Origin of the sequence: Lacinutrix venerupis, from assembly GCF_003663945.1 — a bacterium.
In the GTDB taxonomy this organism is placed as follows: Bacteria; Bacteroidota; Bacteroidia; order Flavobacteriales; family Flavobacteriaceae; genus Lacinutrix; species Lacinutrix venerupis.
In genome coordinates, this window is the sequence record NZ_RCCH01000006.1 from 214,171 (window position 1) to 232,778 (window position 18,608).

At 28.4% G+C, this 18,608-nt stretch carries 20 protein-coding genes; 15 read left to right on the forward strand and 5 right to left on the reverse strand.

Annotation, left to right across the window (positions count from 1 at the left end):
- The first annotated feature begins 303 nt into the window (after window positions 1-303).
- The 5 genes from CLV86_RS10770 to CLV86_RS10790 all read left to right on the forward strand — a co-directional run bounded on the left by CLV86_RS10770 (window position 304) and on the right by CLV86_RS10790 (window position 4,813).
- Window positions 304-780, forward strand: a complete 477-nt coding sequence (locus CLV86_RS10770; RefSeq protein WP_121052285.1) for an Hsp20/alpha crystallin family protein — start codon at window positions 304-306, stop codon at window positions 778-780.
- 103 nt (window positions 781-883) lie between these two features.
- Entirely contained in the window at window positions 884-1,372 is a 489-nt protein-coding gene (locus CLV86_RS10775; RefSeq protein WP_121052287.1) for a hypothetical protein, read from the forward strand.
- A gap of 172 nt (window positions 1,373-1,544) precedes the next feature.
- The gene (locus tag CLV86_RS10780) at window positions 1,545-2,396 is read left to right on the forward strand and encodes a hypothetical protein (RefSeq protein ID WP_121052290.1); all 852 of its coding nucleotides are present in this window, start codon (window positions 1,545-1,547) and stop codon (window positions 2,394-2,396) included.
- Window positions 2,397-2,432: 36 nt separating this feature from the next.
- Window positions 2,433-3,704, forward strand: a complete 1,272-nt coding sequence (locus tag CLV86_RS10785) for a hypothetical protein (RefSeq protein WP_121052292.1) — start codon at window positions 2,433-2,435, stop codon at window positions 3,702-3,704.
- Window positions 3,704-4,813 (forward strand): hypothetical protein, encoded by a 1,110-nt coding sequence (locus CLV86_RS10790; RefSeq protein ID WP_121052294.1) that lies wholly within the window; start codon window positions 3,704-3,706, stop codon window positions 4,811-4,813. The genes CLV86_RS10785 and CLV86_RS10790 overlap by 1 nt, the downstream gene beginning before the upstream one ends.
- Before the next feature lie 115 nt (window positions 4,814-4,928).
- On the opposite strand, the gene CLV86_RS10795 is transcribed toward CLV86_RS10790, so the two are convergent.
- Complete coding sequence (locus tag CLV86_RS10795; RefSeq protein ID WP_121052296.1) at window positions 4,929-5,795, reverse strand: tetratricopeptide repeat protein; 867 nt, start codon at window positions 5,793-5,795, stop codon at window positions 4,929-4,931.
- Window positions 5,796-5,940: 145 nt separating this feature from the next.
- Window positions 5,941-6,516: a non-canonical purine NTP diphosphatase gene (locus CLV86_RS10800; RefSeq protein ID WP_121052298.1), complete on the reverse strand. Its 576-nt coding sequence runs from the start codon at window positions 6,514-6,516 to the stop codon at window positions 5,941-5,943.
- 31 nt (window positions 6,517-6,547) lie between these two features.
- On the opposite strand from CLV86_RS10800, the gene CLV86_RS10805 reads away from it, so the two are divergent.
- The 3 genes from CLV86_RS10805 (at window position 6,548) to CLV86_RS10815 (ending at window position 8,001) form a co-directional block, all read left to right on the forward strand.
- On the forward strand, window positions 6,548-7,264 hold the full coding sequence (locus CLV86_RS10805) for a hypothetical protein (protein ID WP_121052300.1): 717 nt from the start codon (window positions 6,548-6,550) through the stop codon (window positions 7,262-7,264).
- A gap of 92 nt (window positions 7,265-7,356) precedes the next feature.
- Complete coding sequence (locus CLV86_RS10810) at window positions 7,357-7,650, forward strand: hypothetical protein (RefSeq protein ID WP_121052302.1); 294 nt, start codon at window positions 7,357-7,359, stop codon at window positions 7,648-7,650.
- Between the two features lie 114 nt (window positions 7,651-7,764).
- Window positions 7,765-8,001 (forward strand): hypothetical protein, encoded by a 237-nt coding sequence (locus CLV86_RS10815; protein WP_121052304.1) that lies wholly within the window; start codon window positions 7,765-7,767, stop codon window positions 7,999-8,001.
- A 5-nt stretch (window positions 8,002-8,006) separates the two neighbouring features.
- Here the strand turns inward: CLV86_RS10815 and rlmH are convergent, their stop codons facing one another.
- Window positions 8,007-8,480 (reverse strand): 23S rRNA (pseudouridine(1915)-N(3))-methyltransferase RlmH, encoded by a 474-nt coding sequence (gene rlmH / locus CLV86_RS10820; RefSeq protein WP_121052306.1) that lies wholly within the window; start codon window positions 8,478-8,480, stop codon window positions 8,007-8,009.
- Between the two features lie 91 nt (window positions 8,481-8,571).
- Between rlmH and nadC the strand changes: the two genes are divergently transcribed.
- The 3 genes from nadC to CLV86_RS10835 are packed head-to-tail and all read left to right on the forward strand — an operon-like array spanning window position 8,572 to window position 10,864.
- The gene (nadC, locus tag CLV86_RS10825) at window positions 8,572-9,432 is read left to right on the forward strand and encodes a carboxylating nicotinate-nucleotide diphosphorylase (RefSeq protein WP_076732708.1); all 861 of its coding nucleotides are present in this window, start codon (window positions 8,572-8,574) and stop codon (window positions 9,430-9,432) included.
- A gap of 12 nt (window positions 9,433-9,444) precedes the next feature.
- Window positions 9,445-10,455 (forward strand): YihY/virulence factor BrkB family protein, encoded by a 1,011-nt coding sequence (locus tag CLV86_RS10830; protein WP_121052308.1) that lies wholly within the window; start codon window positions 9,445-9,447, stop codon window positions 10,453-10,455.
- Window positions 10,448-10,864 (forward strand): DUF2147 domain-containing protein, encoded by a 417-nt coding sequence (locus CLV86_RS10835; protein WP_121052309.1) that lies wholly within the window; start codon window positions 10,448-10,450, stop codon window positions 10,862-10,864. Before CLV86_RS10830 ends, CLV86_RS10835 begins: the two co-directional genes overlap by 8 nt.
- Here CLV86_RS10835 and CLV86_RS10840 read toward each other — a convergent pair.
- Entirely contained in the window at window positions 10,861-11,595 is a 735-nt protein-coding gene (locus CLV86_RS10840; RefSeq protein WP_121052311.1) for a LytR/AlgR family response regulator transcription factor, read from the reverse strand. The two genes, CLV86_RS10835 and CLV86_RS10840, sit on opposite strands and share 4 nt — an antisense overlap.
- Window positions 11,596-13,377, reverse strand: a complete 1,782-nt coding sequence (locus tag CLV86_RS10845; protein ID WP_121052313.1) for a tetratricopeptide repeat-containing sensor histidine kinase — start codon at window positions 13,375-13,377, stop codon at window positions 11,596-11,598. It lies immediately after the preceding gene.
- 166 nt (window positions 13,378-13,543) lie between these two features.
- Between CLV86_RS10845 and CLV86_RS10850 the strand changes: the two genes are divergently transcribed.
- The 4 genes from CLV86_RS10850 (at window position 13,544) to priA (ending at window position 18,587) form a co-directional block, all read left to right on the forward strand.
- Window positions 13,544-14,683: a T9SS type A sorting domain-containing protein gene (locus CLV86_RS10850; protein ID WP_147427033.1), complete on the forward strand. Its 1,140-nt coding sequence runs from the start codon at window positions 13,544-13,546 to the stop codon at window positions 14,681-14,683.
- A 39-nt stretch (window positions 14,684-14,722) separates the two neighbouring features.
- A complete protein-coding gene (locus tag CLV86_RS10855) occupies window positions 14,723-15,172 on the forward strand; it encodes a hypothetical protein (protein WP_121052317.1) in 450 nt (149 codons plus the stop codon).
- 13 nt (window positions 15,173-15,185) lie between these two features.
- Complete coding sequence (locus CLV86_RS10860; protein WP_121052319.1) at window positions 15,186-16,067, forward strand: tetratricopeptide repeat protein; 882 nt, start codon at window positions 15,186-15,188, stop codon at window positions 16,065-16,067.
- A gap of 66 nt (window positions 16,068-16,133) precedes the next feature.
- Window positions 16,134-18,587, forward strand: a complete 2,454-nt coding sequence (priA, locus tag CLV86_RS10865) for a replication restart helicase PriA (RefSeq protein WP_121052321.1) — start codon at window positions 16,134-16,136, stop codon at window positions 18,585-18,587.
- Window positions 18,588-18,608: the final 21 nt, after the last annotated feature.

Consider the following 18,608-nt stretch of genomic DNA (forward strand, 5'->3'; position numbering starts at 1 on the left):
ACAAATGGTAGGAGAAGTTTAAATAAGCTATGAGCTTTGTTTTAAGTTATGGTTATAAGTATTATTACTTTAAATTTTCACTTATTGTTTGTTACCTTCTATATTTTAAAAATGTCAATTTGACATTTATTTAAGTTAAAATGCGTGTTTATTGTGAAAAATTGACAACTAAATATGTGTTTTAAATATAATTTTAATGATATTTTTTGTTTAATAGATTTTGGTATTTTTTTTGTTTTATATAAGTCGAAATCAATAAGGATTTCAAATTTGAAACATTGTTTAATTTAAAATTTTGTAATTATGAGCAATTTAGTTAGTGTTCCTAAAAACGGAAGTTTAGCAAACAGCAATTCAAATCAAAACTTCCCGACTTTGTCAAATTGGTTAGATGACATATTTAATCGAGACCTACCATCGGTATTTACCTCAAACTTTAATACAAGTATTACTTTACCCAAAGTAAATATTAAAGAAACTGCCGATGCTTTTATTGTTGAAATGGCAGTTCCAGGTCTAAAAAAGTCTGATTTCTATATTGAAATCGATAATCAAGCCTTATCAATTTCTACAGAGACAAAGGAAAAAAATGAACATAAAGAAGAAAATTACACACGAAGAGAATTTGGTTACTCTTCATTTAAAAGAACTTTTACTTTGCCTGAAACTGTAAATGAAGAAAAAATTAATGCAAGTTATAACGAAGGTATTTTAAATATTCTTTTACCCAAAAAAGAAGAGGCAAAACAAAAGCCTCCACGAAGCATTAAAATTTCATAATTTAATCACTACATTTTTGTTTAAATAATGAATATATAGAGGATATCAATTTACTGGTATCCTCTATACTTCTATACATGTCTAACTTTTAAAGTTTATAGCTATGAAAAAATATATTTTATTATTAATAATTGGCTTTTTAAGTGTTAGTTGTAATAGCCAAAATGATGACATAAAAAACACAGAAAAAAAAGAGGAAGACAAAACGACTGTTAACGAGCCGCAAGGCGCTTGGAAAGTAGATAAAGAATTTGACGAAAACGGAAATTTAATTAGATACGACAGTATTTATTCTTGGTCTTCTAACAATACATATAATAACCTATCATTATCAGACCGTGATAGTTTAATACAATCTTTTAAATCAAACTTTTTTAAAAATTTCTCTGGTTTTAAAAATAATGGTTTCGACGATGTTTTCTCTAAAGATTCTCTTTTTAGCAATTATTACTTTAATGATGATTTTTTTAAAAGTGATTTTGGCTCAGATTTTATGGATATAGATAAAATAAGGCAACAAATGATTAAACGGCAGAAACAATTTTTAGAAAAATATCATTCAGAATTTATTAAACCAGAAGACGAAAACTAAATAGTTTTCGTCTTTTTTTTATAGAAAGATAAATACATAATACGTTTACAGTCGCTTATCGCACGTATTTATACCTTTCTAAAAAACACGTATTTACACTCTATTGTGTTGGTTTTAAGTTATTTACATTTGTTTTGTTGTAGTCTGTTATTTTAATTAAAACCACAATATTATGAGTTTTGCAAAACTTGCACCACCTAAAGACTTTACAGTAAGCTTTAAAAATATAAATAGGTTGTCTACCAATATTCAAACCTTTAATAAAAATATTGAGATGAAAGCTAAAATCAATTCGCTTTCGGGAACGGCCTTTAATTTTGCTGTAGATATTAGAGATAATCTTGTGCCAAAATTAAAAAGTATTGGGTTGGATTTAGCTGCATGTATAAATATAGCAGAGAAGGAAATTAAAACTTTTGGTGAAAATATGGTTAAAATATGTGAAGCTTTAAAAGTCTCTAATGTAGATGTTAATGAGTTAAAAGGAGCTTTAAAAACTGCTCTTGCTCAATCGCAATTAGTACAAAAAATAATTAACGAAGGTATTACTCCAGATTTAGATTTGTATGAACAAAAATTAAATGGATTAATATCAGAATTATCCAGTGAAAAATTAGCGATTAAAGATAATGATGGAGTATTAAAAAGGCATAGAAATGAAATACTCCAGAAAATAAAAGCGAGAACACATACAGTATCTGGCGTTGTTGAAACAATTTGGGATGCCATTACTTTCCAGTTACAAGATAAATTAGAAAAAGATGAGAGAGATTTAGCGCAAATACAATTGCAATTTAATGCAAACTCAATTGCTATTGGAGCAGCTTCTAGTATGATTGGAACTCTAACGTCATTTGACGCAGAGATGGATAGTCAAAGTCGATATTGGGTTGTTTTTTCAACTTTATTACATGCGTTAGACACAGACATTAAAGAACTATTAAATACACATGATAATGATATAGAAAGTCTATATATAGAATTGGTAGAATCTGATTGGACAGCTATAAAAAACGCCAAATAATTTGTAATTAATATTAATCAAAACCAAAAAATAATTATGGAAACTTCAACAAAAAAAGGGTTTAAAGCTCTATTACCAGGAAAAGAATTTGTAAAAGGTACTTTTAACACAGTTTCATTTCAAAAAATCATACAACATTTTATTAACTATGTCCAACAATGTGGAATACCATCAATTAATACAAATTATGCAAAAGGAAAAGTAGAACAAAAAGTGATTGATGATTTAAATGCAATTAACATAAGTTTAAAAACACATTTCAATAAAATTCAAAATGATGCACAAAAAGAACTTGCTCAAGTAGAAAACACAAATACTATACTTGGTAAAATTTGGCATTTTTCTCGTACTGGAGAAGTTTCGGTAAAAGCTATTTATACCGCTGTAAAAAATAATCCAAATCCTTTAAGTCCAGAAACAAAAACAAAAATAACTAAGTATTTAAATTTAATAGATAAATCACTTGCAGATTTAGAAAGTAGTATTCCAGCAGATGCTTTTGATGTTATCCATAAAGAACTAAACAAGGATATTAGTAATTTAAATACAGATTTTACTAACATGCAAGCAGCAATTCCCGATGGCGATGGTAGTAAATTAGATTTAACCAATTTAACAGAAGCAGAGGCTAAAAGTAAATTAGATAAACAAATTAATTCTTTAAATAATAATATTAGCACGCTACAACAAGAAATAGCTTGGGAAACAGTAGGTCAAGTTGGTATTGGAATTGTTGGAGGTTTAATTGCTATAACTAATTTTTGGAATCCAATAGGTTGGGCCGCCGCTGCTGGAACTGCTGTTGGTGAGGCTGAATTAGCAGTAGATAAAGCAGATAAAATAACAAAAGTTGCTACAGATCAAACCAATGTTTTTATTTCTGAAGCTGAAGAAAGTATTCTTCAACCTTATTATGCAACGAAGCATTATGCTACACAAATTAAATCTATGGTGGCAGGATTAGAAAGTTTGTCTCAAGGTATTGGCGCAATTAGAACCTATATAGATGCTAGTTTAACAGATATGGAAAGTTTTATAGCAGATCTTGGTGATTTAGATAGTTTAGATTTAGATTACGAATTAATAAGTGGTGATTTTAAAGATCTTACAGATTGTGTACACACTTTAATGGGACCAGTTTTTGATAATGAAACATTAGAAGATCCAAAATGGTCTGCTATGGCTAGTGATGGTAAATGGGCAAAAATTTTAGAAGATCCAGATTCTCCTTTTTATATTAAATTAATGAAAGAAATGAACGCCGAAAGTCAAGCATCATCAACACCAATACTTAACTCTGTAGCATAATGAAAGGAATAGATTTTTTACCTCAGGACGACATTATTGAATTAATTCCTTCTATGGCAACAATTCAATTTACAAGAAATTTTTCAGATTATGTAGAGCAAATGCCCATTCCAAAATTGTATATTGATAAAGTTGATGATATACAGATAGTAGGAGAAATTAAAATGCTACAAAGAAAAATTGATATAGAATATCCACACATCCAAAGTTTGTCTGGTGAGTGGTTTGGTATTACAGAAAATAATATCACATCAATTTTTATAGATTTACAACATTTTGCTAATGTAGAATTTCATAGCTATTATGATTATATCTGCCATCATAATAAATCAAAAAACGCCAAATTATTACTTGCAACTTTAAATAGATTGAAAGATTTATTAATGGCTAAACATTTAAATGCAAAAAAAGCTTTAAGTGCTTTGGTTGTTTATGAAGGAGACCTTTCTAATTATAGAGTAATTTTAAAAAACACATACGAAGAGGCAAAAAACTCTTTAAGTAATTTAACAAATTATACAGATGAGTTAGAAACTAAAAGAGAACAACTTCAAGAAAAACTTAAAGCAAATAACAAAGCGATTTCAAAATTAGCTTTAGAAGAGGCCAAGGATGTGGTAAAAAATGGTGTAGCTATTGCGGTTAGCGTTGGCTCAGAAAAGTATACAGACGCCATTAAAACTGGAGCTATTTTGGCAATGAATGCTGCCGAAGCAGGAGTTAAAATAATAGCTTTAGATGTTGAGTCTATAAAATTAATTAACGAAATTCAAAAATTAACCCAAAAGCTTAGTGGAGTAGAGCGTGATCTACAAGTTCTAAATAATGCTGTAGCGCAAATGGCATCTATTAGTGAAAGTCATGAGTTTTCAAAAACAATAGTTACTACACTTGAAAATTATTGGAAAAGTTTACATGAATATGTTTCTAATCTTATAAAAGATGTAAATAATAACAAAACGTTGGATTTGCCAGAGGCTAAAGTGTTAGATAAATCATGGGTAGATACAATAGCTAAACCTTTAAAACATGTTATGAGTTTTAGTAATTTATCAACTCTTGAAGAATGGGATTTAAATGATATTGACTTTAAAAGTATAAATGCTTAAAAAATTTATAAGCTATCAATAAAACCTCTTTAATTAATTATAGAGGTTTTATTAATTTAAAAACTATAATTAAGCTCAAAACCTATATTTTTTATGCAAGCAATATTTGTAGTTATTATTTATCCCAATTCTGTTCAAAATAGTCTATATATTGAGCATATTTTGAGTTTTCTTTAGCATAGCTTCTAGTTAATTTGGCCCATTCGTCAAATTTTTTCTTATTTTTTAATTTAAAATAAGCTTGAGACATATTTACAGACATTTCACTTTTCTCAAAATTATTATCAGACATTTTAATTCCTTTACGGTATGTTTTCTCAGCTTCTACAATTTTATTTAATCCTAAATATGAATATCCCAATTCTCTGTAGAAATAAAAATTCTTTGAATTATTTTTAATTGCTTTTTCTAATATAGGAATCGCTTCTTCAAACTTTCCTAAATGATTATAAGCATAAGCCAATTCAAATTCAAGTCCTTCAAAATGAGGTTCAATTTTATAAGCCTTTAACAATGGTTTTAGTGCTAATTCGCAAGCGCCAACGTGGTTATAGTGATAGCCTTCTTGTTTTAAATAAGATACTTTATTGGAGCCTTCTTTATAAAGAGATAACCATTCTGGTTCTTTAGGTAATTTTAATGCAGAAATTTGTTTTTCGGTTAAAACAGAAACAGGACTTGTGTTAGGTTCAAGTCGATATTTTATAAATCCTATATTAGAATCTGATTTTATATTAATTAATTCCTGCTCTTTTATTTGGAAATTGGTTTCGTAATTAAATGTAAAACCTGCTTGATTGTCTATATAAATAAAGCCATAGGCATAAGTGGAATCTGTATCTTTTTTAGGAAAGGCAACCCATTTATCAATTGCGTTATAAAATTTTGTGTCGAATTTTAATTCAGTTAAATTATTTTGTGAAAACCCAATATTTGAAATTAATATTAGAGATAAAATTGTAATTTTTAAAGTTTGTTTCATAATTATACACAATTGTATTATTGTTTTAAAAGTAACAATTTTATAGAGATTACAGGTTGTTTCTTTAAAAATTAATGGTTTTTTAAAATGGTCTTAAATGTTTGTGTGCGTTTTTTTGTTTAATATTTTTATAAAAAGTTAATACTTACAAACTATTTAAAAACGCTACTAATTTTAAAACAGCATTACCACGATGCCCAATTTTATTTTTCAAGTTTAAATCTATTTCGGCAAAAGTTTCAGTATAGCCATTTGGCATAAAAATAGGATCGTATCCAAAACCTTTTTCTCCTTTTTTTATTTGCGTAATTTCGCCTTTGCAAATACCTGTAAAGGTTTCTAGTTTGTTGTTTAAATGTAATGCGATTACAGTTTTAAATTGGGCGTTTCGGTTTGTTTTTTTTGCTAAATTTTTAAGTAATAAATCCATATTATCTTTAGCATTACGTTGTGGTCCTGCATAACGTGCGCTAAAAACACCAGGTTCGTTATTTAAACTTTCAACTTCCAAACCCGTATCATCTGCGAAACAGTCGTAGCCATAATGTGTTTTAATGTATTCGGCTTTTTGTATAGCATTACCTTTAATAGTATTTTGTGTTTCTGGAACATCTTCAAAACAGCCAATATCTTTTAAGCTTAATAGTTTTATATGCTTTGGGATTAAAGATTGTACTTCTTTTAACTTATTAAGATTGTTTGTTGCGAATACTAATTGCATAGTGTGATATAATTAACTTATTTTAGCTTAAATGACAAAAGTAATTTTAATGAGGCAATTAGTATGTGTTTTAGTGTTCCTTTTTTCTGTATTAAGTTTTTCTCAAAACACTAAAAAAGAAAAAATTTACGAGTTTAATTATCTTTTAGAGTATTCTAGTACAGGAGGAGAATGTTTTGATAAAAAATGTAAATTTTTTAAATTAATAAACTCTAATGACAATACTTATAATTTAACTTTTTATAATAAAGGTAAGGATTCGTTTAATTTATATTTTAAGGATTTATATAATTATTTTTCTAATGCCGAGATATTAAAAACAGATTTTGTTAAGCCCGATACATTAGATTTTAAATGTGGTTATAAAAACATTTCTAGAAATGGTTATGCAAATGAAATTGTAGAATTAGACGATAGTTATAAGCTTAATTACCATAAGTTAAAAGATACTGTAATTAATGGAAAAGCAGCAGTTAAATTTGCTCCTATTAGAAAAAGAAGGTTAAAAAGAGGAAAAATAGATGTTGATGATTTTGTAGTAATAGAAAATAATCCAGAATTTAAAAAAATAAATTTTAATAACTATTTTGAGTTAGAACAATGGAATAAAAGTAAGTTAGATTTTGAAGGTTTATTAGTATTTAGAAAAATAAAAGTAACTAATAGAAACTTAAAAAACTTTAAATTAAAACTTGTTAATACGGTTAAGTTTAAAAAAGTGCTTAAACTAACTGTTGATTGCGAATAAGTTAATTTTATACTTGCTTTTATTTAAATGGTTTATAATTATTAACGACATATATATTATAATTTTAATGAAAAAACTCACTAACCTTATTAATGCTAGTTTTTTATTTTCTAAGTTTTGGTCAAGAAACTAAAAATGAAAGAATATATAATTTTGATTATGTTTTAGAATACGAAAATGCAACCGAAGATTCATTAGGCTTATCTAAGGCTTATGTTTTTGTAAATTCAAAAGATAACTCCTATAATTTAACTTTCTCTAAAATTAGGGATAATGGTTATATGAAGTTTATTCATCACAATATAGCAAATATGAATTCTACTATAGAAAACGACTTGTTTTTTAAAGCAGAGACAATTACGCTCGATTGTAATTATAGTTTTTAACCGGCAAATTATTTTAAGAAGTATAGTTTTAAAATAGAAAAAGATACAATTATACATAATGATACACTTAAGTATTATTCTTTTAATAGGTATAATAAAAAACGCAAGAATAAAATGTTATCTCATCATTTTATTATTCAACCTGATACAGAATATATTTTACCTTTTTTCTTTATAACAGATGAATATGAAAAATGGAAATCTTCGGAGTATTTACCTAAAGGTATATTTAGAAGAATTTATTTTCAAGATAAAAACAATAAAATAGTAGAAATGGATTATAGACTTTTATCCATATATAAGTACAAAAAACAAATTATTTTGCCTAAAAAATCTTGTGCTGAAGAATAGTCTATTTACCTGTGGTGATAAGGTTCGTTTCTTAAAATAGTAAATCCACGATACAATTGTTCAATTACAAATAATCGTACCATTTGATGAGAAAACGTCATTTTAGACAGTGAAATTTTTCCTTTTGCCTGATTGTAAATAGCTTCGCTAAACCCATAAGGGCCACCTATTACAAAAACAAGTTGTTTTATACCAGAATTCATGTGTTTTTGTAGATAGTTAGAAAAGCCAACACTGTCGTGTTGTTTGCCGTTTTCGTCTAACAAAATTAATACATCGGTATTAGCTAATTTTCCTAGAATAAGTTCGCCTTCTTTTTGTTTTTGCTGTGCTTCGCTTAAGTTTTTAGAATTTTTTATATCTGGAATAATTTCCAATTTAAATTTAATATAAAAGCCTAAACGCTTTTGGTATTCGTCTATTAGAGCTTGAAGTTGCTTATTATCTGTTTTGCCAATGGCAAGGAGTTTAATAGTCATACGCCAAAGGTAAAACTTTTTGTAATTTGAGATTTAATATTTTCATTTTTTTGATTTGCAATCATTATTTTAGCTAAAACAATTTTTACAAATGATTTCTCAAGAACAATTTAATAAAGAAATAGAATTAATAATCGCTAATGCCATTCGTGAAGACGTTGGAGATGGAGACCACAGTTCGTTATCCTGTATTCCAGCATCTGCTCAAGGTAAAGCTAAGCTATTGGTAAAAGACGATGGAATTATTGCTGGAGTAGAATTTGCAAAACAAGTGTTTGCTTATGTAGATCCAGAAATGAAAGTAGAAACCTTGATAGAAGATGGTAGTAAAGTAAAATACGGAGATATTGTATTTTATGTTACAGGAGCATCACAATCTATTTTAAAAGCCGAAAGATTAGTGCTTAATGCCATGCAGCGTATGAGTGCTATTGCTACTAAAACTAAAATGTTTGTAGACTTACTTGATGGCACTGGAACTAAAATTTTAGACACTCGTAAAACCACTCCAGGCATTCGTGCTCTAGAAAAATGGGCTGTTAAAATTGGAGGAGGAGAGAACCACAGGTTTGCATTGTATGATATGATTATGCTTAAAGATAATCACATTGATTTTGCGGGCGGTATTACAAAAGCTATAGAAAAAACACAACAGTATTTAAAAGATACCAATCGCGATTTAAAAATAATTGTAGAAGCAAGAAATTTAAATGAAATTGAAGAAATTCTTAAAAGTGATGGTGTATACAGAATTTTAATAGATAACTTTAACTACGAGGATACTAGAAAAGCTGTAAAGTTAATTGGAGACAAATGCTTAACTGAAAGTTCTGGTGGAATAAACGAAAAAACAATTAGAGATTATGCGCTTTGTGGTGTAGATTATATTTCGTCTGGTGCATTAACGCATTCGGTTTATAATTTAGATTTAAGTTTAAAGGCTGTAGATTAAAATAAAATATAAATGCCAGAAACAAGAGTCGATGAACTTATTGAAGAAATAGTTGTAGACGAGCAACTTAAAGAGCAGAATATAAAAGAAAAGCTGCTTAAAATTCCAGTGCTTAATATTATAATAAAATTTTTAAGCAAAATAAAGTTACCTGGTTTCGAAGGTTTATCGCTTTACGATTTGTTAGAATTATACGTAATTGGTATTGCTAAAGGAGCGTTAACAGCTCGTGCAAGTGCAATAGCGTATAGTTTTTTTACAGCACTATTTCCATTTTTGCTTTTTATAATAATTATTATTCCAAGTATACCAATGGATGGTTTTGAAACCGATTTTTTAGCATTTTTAGAATCTGTATTACCACCAACAACAACAGACTTTTTTCACGAAAATATTTTTGAAACCTTAAAAGGCAGTAATAATAATACAGGCTTATTATCTACGGTTTTAATTGTTGCTGTTTTTTTAATGGCAAATGGCGTAAATGCATTGTTTTCAGGTTTCGAAAACTCTTATCACGAGCAATTAACAAGAAATCCATTTAAGCAATACTTTTTTGCTATGGGTGTAGCATTAATTTTGTCTTTACTTTTAATTTTAACAGTTGCTGTATTAGGATATTTTCAAATATATGTAGTAGATAATACATTAGCTTTTTTTAGAGAATACGGTTATGAATCTAGACGTAAAACTGAGTTTTGGGCAAGTATAGCACAATATGCTTTTTTTGTAATTGTTACTTTTTTAGCTACAGCAACGTTATATTATTTAGGAACACGAGAAGGTAGAAAAGCTAAATTTTTCTCTGTAGGAGCATTTTTTACTACAATATTAATTATGCTAACTTCGTATTTGTTTGGTGTTTATATTGAAAACTTTTCTCGATACAACGAGCTTTATGGTTCCATTGGCGCATTGTTAATATTATTGTTTTATCTCTGGCTTAATGCTAATATTTTATTGTTGGGTTTTGAATTAAATATGTCTATAATGAATTTAAAAAAACAACATAGTTATGAGTAGAATATTATTAGTGTTTTTTTTATTTTCCTTTTCCGGATTTTCTCAAGGTGTTTTGGGAAAATGGAAAACAGTTAATGCTAAAGATGGAGAGTCTAAATGCATTGTAGAGATTTATGAGAAAGAAGGAAAAGTATTTGGGAAAATTATTGAAATACTAAATCCTGAAGATAAAAATGCAATATGCACAAAATGTACAGGCGAAGATAAAGATAAGCCTATTCTAGGTTTTGAGCTTATCAAAAATATGACTAAAAGTGGTAAATACTACAAAAACGGTACTATTTTCGATCCAGAAAATGGTAAAGAATATAAGTGTAGATTAGCATTAACAGAAGATCCAAATGTATTACAGGTTCGTGGTTATATTTCTTTTTTATATGCCACTCAATATTGGGTTAGAGAAAGCTAATCAAACCGTTTTAAAAACTCTTCTTTTTTTCTAACAGAAATAGGAACTTGTGCATTGTTAGACATTACAACATAACTGTGTTTTCCTTTGTAATATTTTTTAACATGATTAATGTTTATTAAATAGGATTTATGTGTTTTAAAAAACGACGTTTCATCTAATAAATCTTCATAAAATTTAATAGGTTTTGAAACTACTGTTTTTTTATTTTTAGTGTAAATATGAGTAATACTTGTATCTGCTTCTAAGTGTACAATATCTTCTGTTTTAAGCGTTTCAAAGCCAGTTAATGATGGAATTGTAATTATTTTATTTTTATTAGGTTTTAAATTATTAAACAGGTGCTTTATTTGACTTTCAATTGTTTCATTATTTTTTTTGTTTTTTAACCTATTTACCGAATCGTTAAAGTCGTCAACATCAATTGGTTTTAATAAATAATCAAACGCACTAAATTTAAAAGCTTTTATAGCGTACTTATCAAAAGCGGTTGTAAATATTACTTTAAAATTTACTGCCTGCAAATTTCTTAAAAAATCAAAACCTGTTCTGTCATGAATTTTAATATCTAAAAAAACTAAATCTGGTTGCAATTTTGGTACGACATTTAAAGCTTCTTCAACAGTATTGCAAATAGCAATAACGTTAAAAGTATTTGGGTGTCTTGAAATTAAATCTTGTAAGCGAGTAATACAATGTTGCTCGTCGTCTATAAGTATTGTTTTAATCATTTAATATACAAGTTGTATTGGCAGCAATACTTCAATTCTAGTGCCTTGAGATTTGTCAATAATTTTAATATCGCCTTTGGTTTTTTTTACTTTATTAATAATATCAATTCTACTTTTTGTAATAGCCATTCCCATAGATTTTTTGTTTTCTAAATAAGTTATGCTATTTGTTTTTTCTCGCCCTACACCATTATCATCTACACTACAAAGAATCATTTTATTCTGCTTTTTAAAAGTAATAATAATACTGCCTTTTTTGTTAGTTTGAGATAAGCCATGAATAATACTGTTTTCTATAAACGGTTGTAAAATCATAGGAGGAATCATTATATTCTCTGGGTCTAGGCTTTTTTCAACTTCAATAGTATAATCAAATTTTTGTTCAAATCTTTTGCGTTCTATATCCAAATACATTTTTAAAAGTGCAATATCTTCGGATAATAAAATTTCACTTTTTTCAGAGTTTTCTAAGGTTAACCTCATTAATTTTGCAAACTTACCTAAGTAATCGCTAGCAGATTTTGTATCATTTTTTAAAATATAATCACCAATAGAATTTAAGGAATTAAATATAAAATGAGGATTCATTTGCGAGCGTAAAGCTTTAAGTTCTGTATCAGATACTTTAGCATTAAACTCGGCTTCTTTGGTTTTTGTTACAGCTTCTTGTTTTCTTCGGTATAATATAAATCCAATTAAGGATGCAAAAATTAGAGCACTACCTCCTATAATAGATGTGTTTTTAATTGATTTTTGCCTTTCAATTTCTACTTGGGAAATAGCTCTGTCTTTATCTGCTTCGTATTGAATTTCTTTTCTTGAAATTTCAAGTTTTCTATCTGCATTAATAACACTATCTCTTAAAACAATATGTTCTTTAAAGGCAGTGAGTGCTTTTTTGTAATCGCCTTTACTTTCATAAACGTTTGCTAACGTTGCTAAAGCACTATTTTTTGTGGCCATATTATTTAATGCTTTATTTAGTTCTAAAGCATGTGTGGCATAATATTCGGCTTTTTCAATTATATTATTTTTTAAATAAACTTCAGCAGCATTTACATATGCCGATACTCGTAAAACTTCTAGTTTGTGGTTTTCAACAAGTTCTAAACTTTGGTTTGTGTTATTTAAACCGTCTACCATATATCCGCCATTGGTTTGTACTAAACCCAAATTACTTTTAATATTAGCTATGTGTAGAATTTGCTTTACTGTATCTGCAACTGCAATAGCTTTTTTATAGTAAAAAATTGAGGAGTCGATTTTTTTTTGATGACCATAAATATTGCCAATATTAAAATAGGTATTGGTTCTGTGTATAGGATATTTTAATAATGCTTTATAGCTAGTTAATGCTTTTTTATAATCTTGTTGTTCGTAATGAATAAGTCCAATGTTTGTAAGTACTCCCACCGAATATTTATCGAGTTCTGGATGTTTTTCTATAATGGTATAAGCATCTTGATAATGATCTAAAGCTTTTAATGGATTAGATTTAAAATAATGCTCAATAATACCAATACTATTAAGAGCAAGTACCATTCCTTTACTATAATCGAGTTTTTTTGAGATTTCTAAAGTTTTAAGATTGTAATCCATCCAAGTAGAATCTGTTGGAGTTAAAAACATCTTTCTAGCCACAAGTTTTGTCCTTAAATCTATATAAGTAGTGTCTTCGGTTTTGTAGTTTTTAATAACGTTTTCAAGAGAATCAATGGTCTTGTTTTGAGAAAAACATATCAAGGATACCATGAAAAAGAGTGTTGGTAGTACTTTTTTCATTTTAAACTTTAATAATTAATAGCTGTATAAAAATAGCAATTAATTGTTAGAAGTAACTTACAAAAGCAACGTTAATGTGTTTAAAGTCAACGATAATAAGTTTGTTGTAGTTTTTTTGATAAAAATAGGATTGCTTTATAAAGGCTTAATCCAAATAAAAAAAGAAATGAAAGCAAAATTACTTTTTATTTTTATTCTTATCATTTCAAATGCAAACGCACAACTGCAAGCACCGCCAGTTCCAGAGACTTGGGAAACAGATCTTTGGTTTGTAGACGATTGGTTACATGTAGCTACTGTAAATTATAGTTTTAATTCAGATTGTCTGCCAGATTATGTTTTACAACAAACATTAGATTTTTCAACAAGTATTTTTGGAAATAGTACACAATTAAGCATTAGTTATAATGCTAATTCCCAAATGACGACGAGTACAAATGAACTTTGGAATGCCAATCTTCAAGTTTGGGAGAACGAAAGGCGTACAGATTTTTCATACCTAGGTAATAATTTAAGTTTAGTAGAAGTTTATATTTGGGAAAATAGTAATTGGGAAATTAACGAAACCATTGAAAACGCTTATAATGGCAGCGATTTATTAATAGAGTCTCTTTATAAAGAATGGAGTATACCTTTAAATAGTCTTGTTAATAGAGATAAAAGTAATTACACGTATACTGCATTTTCTCAAATAGATACAATTATAAATAGTAATTGGGATGCGGTTAATTCAATCTGGATAGATAGTTCAAAAATAACTTATGTATATAATTCAAATAATGTAGTAGTTTCTAAAATTTCCCAAAATTGGGATGGCAACCAATGGGTAAATAATAATATTGAAGTTTATAGTTACGATAGTAATGGTTTTTTAATAGAACTGTTACAATCAAATTGGAACTTAAATACAGGCGTTTACGATGAGACTCAAAGAAAGCTTTACACAAATAATAGTGATGGTAACCAAATTATAGTGGTAGATCAAACTAATGTTTTAGGAACTTGGACTAACACTACAAGAGATCGCCGTACGTATCCAAACTGTCAAACTCTTAATGCGGAAGATGTCGTTTTTTCAAGTTTAGAAGTTTACCCAAATCCAGTACAAAATCAACTAATTATAGAAATAGAAGGCAATACTACAGGTGTCATTAGGATATGCGATGTTAATGGGCGCAAAATTTTTACTCAAAACATATTAAACAGAATTAATAAAGTGGATGTTTCAACATTAAAAACAGGAATGTATTTGTTACAAATTACTAAAGACAATAAAACAAGTACAAAAAAAATAATTAAACAGTAGCTTAATTTATGTTTTAAAAAAAGTTCTAAATAAAAATTTATGAAAACAAAAAGAATATTACAACAACGCATATGTATAGTTATGGCTCTATTATTTTTAATACCATTGCTAGGTTTCTCTCAGAAAAAAAGATTAAAACCACCAAAACGAGTCTCGAAAATTGAAAGTGTAGATCAATTTGTAGAAAACTCTTTTGATTTATATCATAAGGTATTTGTGTACGATAGTTTAACAACAGTTGGAGTAGAGGTACCTGCTGAAATTGAAGATACTTTAATTGAACGGGCAGAACGAGATGTAGATAGTTTGTGGCAAATTTTACCAACAATTTTAGATGATATGACTAGTGGAAACGCTAATATTATGAAAAAAGGAAAAGCAACCATTAATTTAAATAAGTCTAAAAAAGCACTTAAATACTGTATGCAAACGGTTAAAATGTATTTTAAAGGTGAGGAAGAAGAGAGTGTTGATGACAATAAAAATTAAACAATAATTAAAAATGAATGTTTTAAAAATTATAGTTGTAACAAGTCTTTTTTTCTTAGTCAATTTGGTTAATAGTCAGTCGTATAAACCATCATTTAGAGTAGATATGTGCGATTGTTTAACATTAGAAATACAAAAACGTAAGCTTACAGAAAATGCATACAAAGCATGCTTTAGAGAAACATTACCAAAATATGCAACATTAATTGATGCTCAAATTGTTGAAGAAGATATTAATAAAAAAATGCTTTTAGGCCAATTAGCTAGAAAGGATTTGCTTATTTCTATAAGACCAGAATTGGTATATACTTGCGAAGCTTATTTTAATCATTTAGAAAGCGAAAAATTAAGTAAGAAACTTATAATTAGAGAACAAGCTAGAGAAAGTGATTTAGAAAAATTTAATCAGCTTGTTGCTATGTCTCCAAATACTTATAGTTATTTTTCTAGAGCACAATTGCATTATAATTTAGGAAATTTAGATGCAGCAGAAACAGATATTAAATCTTGTATAGAAATTAACCCAAATAAAGATAACATAAAATCAAGACGACACGAACTGCTTTTAATGGCACTAATACATGAGGAAAGAAATAATTATACAGAAGCTATTACTTTATACGACCTAGCTTATTTTGGCGAGATGGATGTTGAAGTAGCTATTTTAAGAGCCGTAGCAGATAAAAATAATGGCGGCTCAATTGCTAATATTCCAAAACTTAAAGATAGCGCAGAAAATGTATTAAGTTCTAATAAACCTAGTAGAAGACGCTCTACTACAAGCAATCAAACAAGAAGTCAATCTCAAAATAAAACGCAAACGACACAAAGCATACAATCTAAAAAGAAAAAAGATACATCGTCTTTAAAAAAACTATTTAAAATAGACGATTAAATTTTAACCTTAAAAACCATTACTTTTAGCAATGGTTTTTTTGTGTAAACCTATTACCTTTGGGCTATGGGTTATTTTATAGACGTAATATTGGCAATTCCCGTAGAAAGGATGTTTACCTACAGTATAACACAGGCAGAATCTGAGTTTTTACAAGTAGGTATGCGTGTGTCTGTGCCTTTTGGTAAATCTAAAATTCACACCGGATTAGTAGGAGCTATACATACTAACGCACCACAAATTTATGAAGCTAAAGAGATTCATCAAATTTTAGACGAAACACCTATTGTTACTCAAAAACAACTTGAATTCTGGCAGTGGATTGCAAAGTATTACATGTGTACTGTTGGAGAAGTAATGAGAGCAGCTTTACCAAATGCATTTATTTTAGAAAGCGAAACACTAATTAGTAGAAATTTAAAAAAAGAAATAAAAGATACAGACTTAAAGGACGACGAATTTTTAGTTTTCGAAGCTTTGCACCATCAATCTACTTTAAAAATACAAGAAGTATCTAGTATTCTTGATAAAAAAAATGTGCTTCCAGTAATTAAGCGATTAATAGATAAAGAAGTTATTTTATTGCAAGAAGAAATTTACGATAAATACAAACCAAAATACGTAAGGTATGTAAAACTTCAGGCGCAATATACAAGCGAAATAGGGTTACATCAACTCTTGCAAGATTTAAGTCGAGCCGAAAAGCAAAGACAAGTTGTTATGACTTTGTTTTCAATTTCAGCAAAAACAAAGAAGCCTATTAAAGTAAAAGATTTAATAGAAGAAAGTGGAGCTTCTGCTGCAATTGTAAAAGCGTTAATAGATAAAGAGATTCTAGAGGAATATCATATTCAAACCGATCGTGTTCAATACGAAGGAGAAGATAATGAGGCAACAAAAGCATTAAACCAATACCAAACAGAAGCGTTAAAACAAATAAAAAATAAGTTTGAAACTCAAAATGTAATAGTATTGCACGGCATTACTTCTTCTGGAAAAACAGAAGTGTATGTTAAGCTTATAGAAGATGTTTTATTAAAAGGAAAGCAGGTGCTATATCTATTACCAGAAATAGCATTAACTACACAATTAGTAACAAGGCTTCAAAACTATTTTGGAGAGCAGGTTGCTGTGTTTCATAGTAAATACTCTGCTCATGAACGTGTTGAGGTTTATAATAATGTATTAGAAAACACTAATACAGCTAAAATAATTTTAGGTGCCCGCTCTTCTATATTTTTACCATTTCACGATTTAGGATTAATTATTGTAGATGAAGAACATGAACAATCTTTTAAACAATTTAATCCAGCACCACGATACCATGCAAGAGATGCAGCAGTAGTTTTGGCTCATTTGCACAAAGCTAAAACACTTTTAGGAAGCGCAACACCAAGTTTAGAAAGTTACAAGAATGCAATAGATAATAAATATGGTTTAGTAGAAATAAATAGACGTTATAATAATGTGCAATTACCCGATACAGAATTAGTAGATATTGCAGATAAATATAAGAGAAAACTTATGAAAGGTCATTTTAGCGATAGAATGATTGAAGAAATCACCGAGGCCTTAGAAGAAGGATATCAAGTTATTTTGTTTCAAAACAGAAGAGGTTATTCACCAATAGTAGAGTGTAATACTTGTGGTCATTCTCCACAATGCCCAAATTGCGATGTAAGTTTAACTTATCATCAATATAGAAAACAATTACGTTGCCATTATTGTGGACATAACAGCGCAATGTTGCAAAAGTGTATGGCTTGTGGAACTTCAAATTTAGATACTAAAGGATTTGGAACAGAACAAATTGAAACCGAAGCAAAATCACTTTTTCCAAAAGCTAAAGTTGCACGAATGGATTTAGATACCACACGCGGGAAACATGGCTACGAGAAAATAATAACAGCTTTAGAACAGCAAGAAATAGATATTTTAGTTGGTACACAAATGCTTACTAAAGGATTAGATTTTAGAAATGTAAAACTTGTTGGGATTATGAATGCAGATAATATGCTCAATTTTCCAGACTTTAGAGCTCACGAAAGAAGTTTTCAACTCATGCTTCAGGTTTCTGGTCGTGCAGGAAGAACAGATAAAAGAGGGAAAGTATTAATTCAAACTTATAATCCTTATCATAAAATTTTACAACAAGTGTCTACCAATAATTATTTAGACATGTTTAAAGAACAGCTGCAAGAACGTCGTGATTTTAAATATCCTCCTTTTTTTAGACTTATAAAAATAACATTAAAACATAGAGATTATAATAAAGTAGAAACAGCTAGCGACTGGTTTGCAAAGTCTTTAAGGCAAGTTTTTAAAACTAATATTTTAGGCCCAGAGTTTCCGCCGGTATCTCGCGTAAGAAATCAATACTTAAAAAACATTTTAATTAAAATTCCGCAACAGCAATCTTTAGCAAAAACAAAAGAAGCTATTAATAAAATTAATTCAAGTTTTGAGGCTGTTGGACCTTTTAAAGGTGTTCGCGTTATAATAAACGTAGATAATTATTAGTAATAATTGTTGTTACAGCAC

Excerpts from the sequence above, each read along its gene's own strand:
- CLV86_RS10770 (WP_121052285.1), top strand. The coding sequence starts at position 304 with ATGAGCAATTTAGTTAGTGTTCCTAAAAACGGAAGTTTAGCAAACAGC.
- CLV86_RS10775 (WP_121052287.1), top strand. The coding sequence starts at position 884 with ATGAAAAAATATATTTTATTATTAATAATTGGCTTTTTAAGTGTTAGT.
- CLV86_RS10780 (WP_121052290.1), top strand. The coding sequence starts at position 1,545 with ATGAGTTTTGCAAAACTTGCACCACCTAAAGACTTTACAGTAAGCTTT.
- CLV86_RS10785 (WP_121052292.1), top strand. The coding sequence starts at position 2,433 with ATGGAAACTTCAACAAAAAAAGGGTTTAAAGCTCTATTACCAGGAAAA.
- CLV86_RS10790 (WP_121052294.1), top strand. The coding sequence starts at position 3,704 with ATGAAAGGAATAGATTTTTTACCTCAGGACGACATTATTGAATTAATT.
- CLV86_RS10795 (WP_121052296.1), bottom strand. The coding sequence starts at position 5,795 with ATGAAACAAACTTTAAAAATTACAATTTTATCTCTAATATTAATTTCA.
- CLV86_RS10800 (WP_121052298.1), bottom strand. The coding sequence starts at position 6,516 with ATGCAATTAGTATTCGCAACAAACAATCTTAATAAGTTAAAAGAAGTA.
- CLV86_RS10805 (WP_121052300.1), top strand. The coding sequence starts at position 6,548 with ATGACAAAAGTAATTTTAATGAGGCAATTAGTATGTGTTTTAGTGTTC.
- CLV86_RS10810 (WP_121052302.1), top strand. The coding sequence starts at position 7,357 with ATGCTAGTTTTTTATTTTCTAAGTTTTGGTCAAGAAACTAAAAATGAA.
- CLV86_RS10815 (WP_121052304.1), top strand. The coding sequence starts at position 7,765 with ATGTTATCTCATCATTTTATTATTCAACCTGATACAGAATATATTTTA.
- rlmH (WP_121052306.1), bottom strand. The coding sequence starts at position 8,480 with ATGACTATTAAACTCCTTGCCATTGGCAAAACAGATAATAAGCAACTT.
- nadC (WP_076732708.1), top strand. The coding sequence starts at position 8,572 with ATGATTTCTCAAGAACAATTTAATAAAGAAATAGAATTAATAATCGCT.
- CLV86_RS10830 (WP_121052308.1), top strand. The coding sequence starts at position 9,445 with ATGCCAGAAACAAGAGTCGATGAACTTATTGAAGAAATAGTTGTAGAC.
- CLV86_RS10835 (WP_121052309.1), top strand. The coding sequence starts at position 10,448 with ATGAGTAGAATATTATTAGTGTTTTTTTTATTTTCCTTTTCCGGATTT.
- CLV86_RS10840 (WP_121052311.1), bottom strand. The coding sequence starts at position 11,595 with ATGATTAAAACAATACTTATAGACGACGAGCAACATTGTATTACTCGC.
- CLV86_RS10845 (WP_121052313.1), bottom strand. The coding sequence starts at position 13,377 with ATGAAAAAAGTACTACCAACACTCTTTTTCATGGTATCCTTGATATGT.
- CLV86_RS10850 (WP_147427033.1), top strand. The coding sequence starts at position 13,544 with ATGAAAGCAAAATTACTTTTTATTTTTATTCTTATCATTTCAAATGCA.
- CLV86_RS10855 (WP_121052317.1), top strand. The coding sequence starts at position 14,723 with ATGAAAACAAAAAGAATATTACAACAACGCATATGTATAGTTATGGCT.
- CLV86_RS10860 (WP_121052319.1), top strand. The coding sequence starts at position 15,186 with ATGAATGTTTTAAAAATTATAGTTGTAACAAGTCTTTTTTTCTTAGTC.
- priA (WP_121052321.1), top strand. The coding sequence starts at position 16,134 with ATGGGTTATTTTATAGACGTAATATTGGCAATTCCCGTAGAAAGGATG.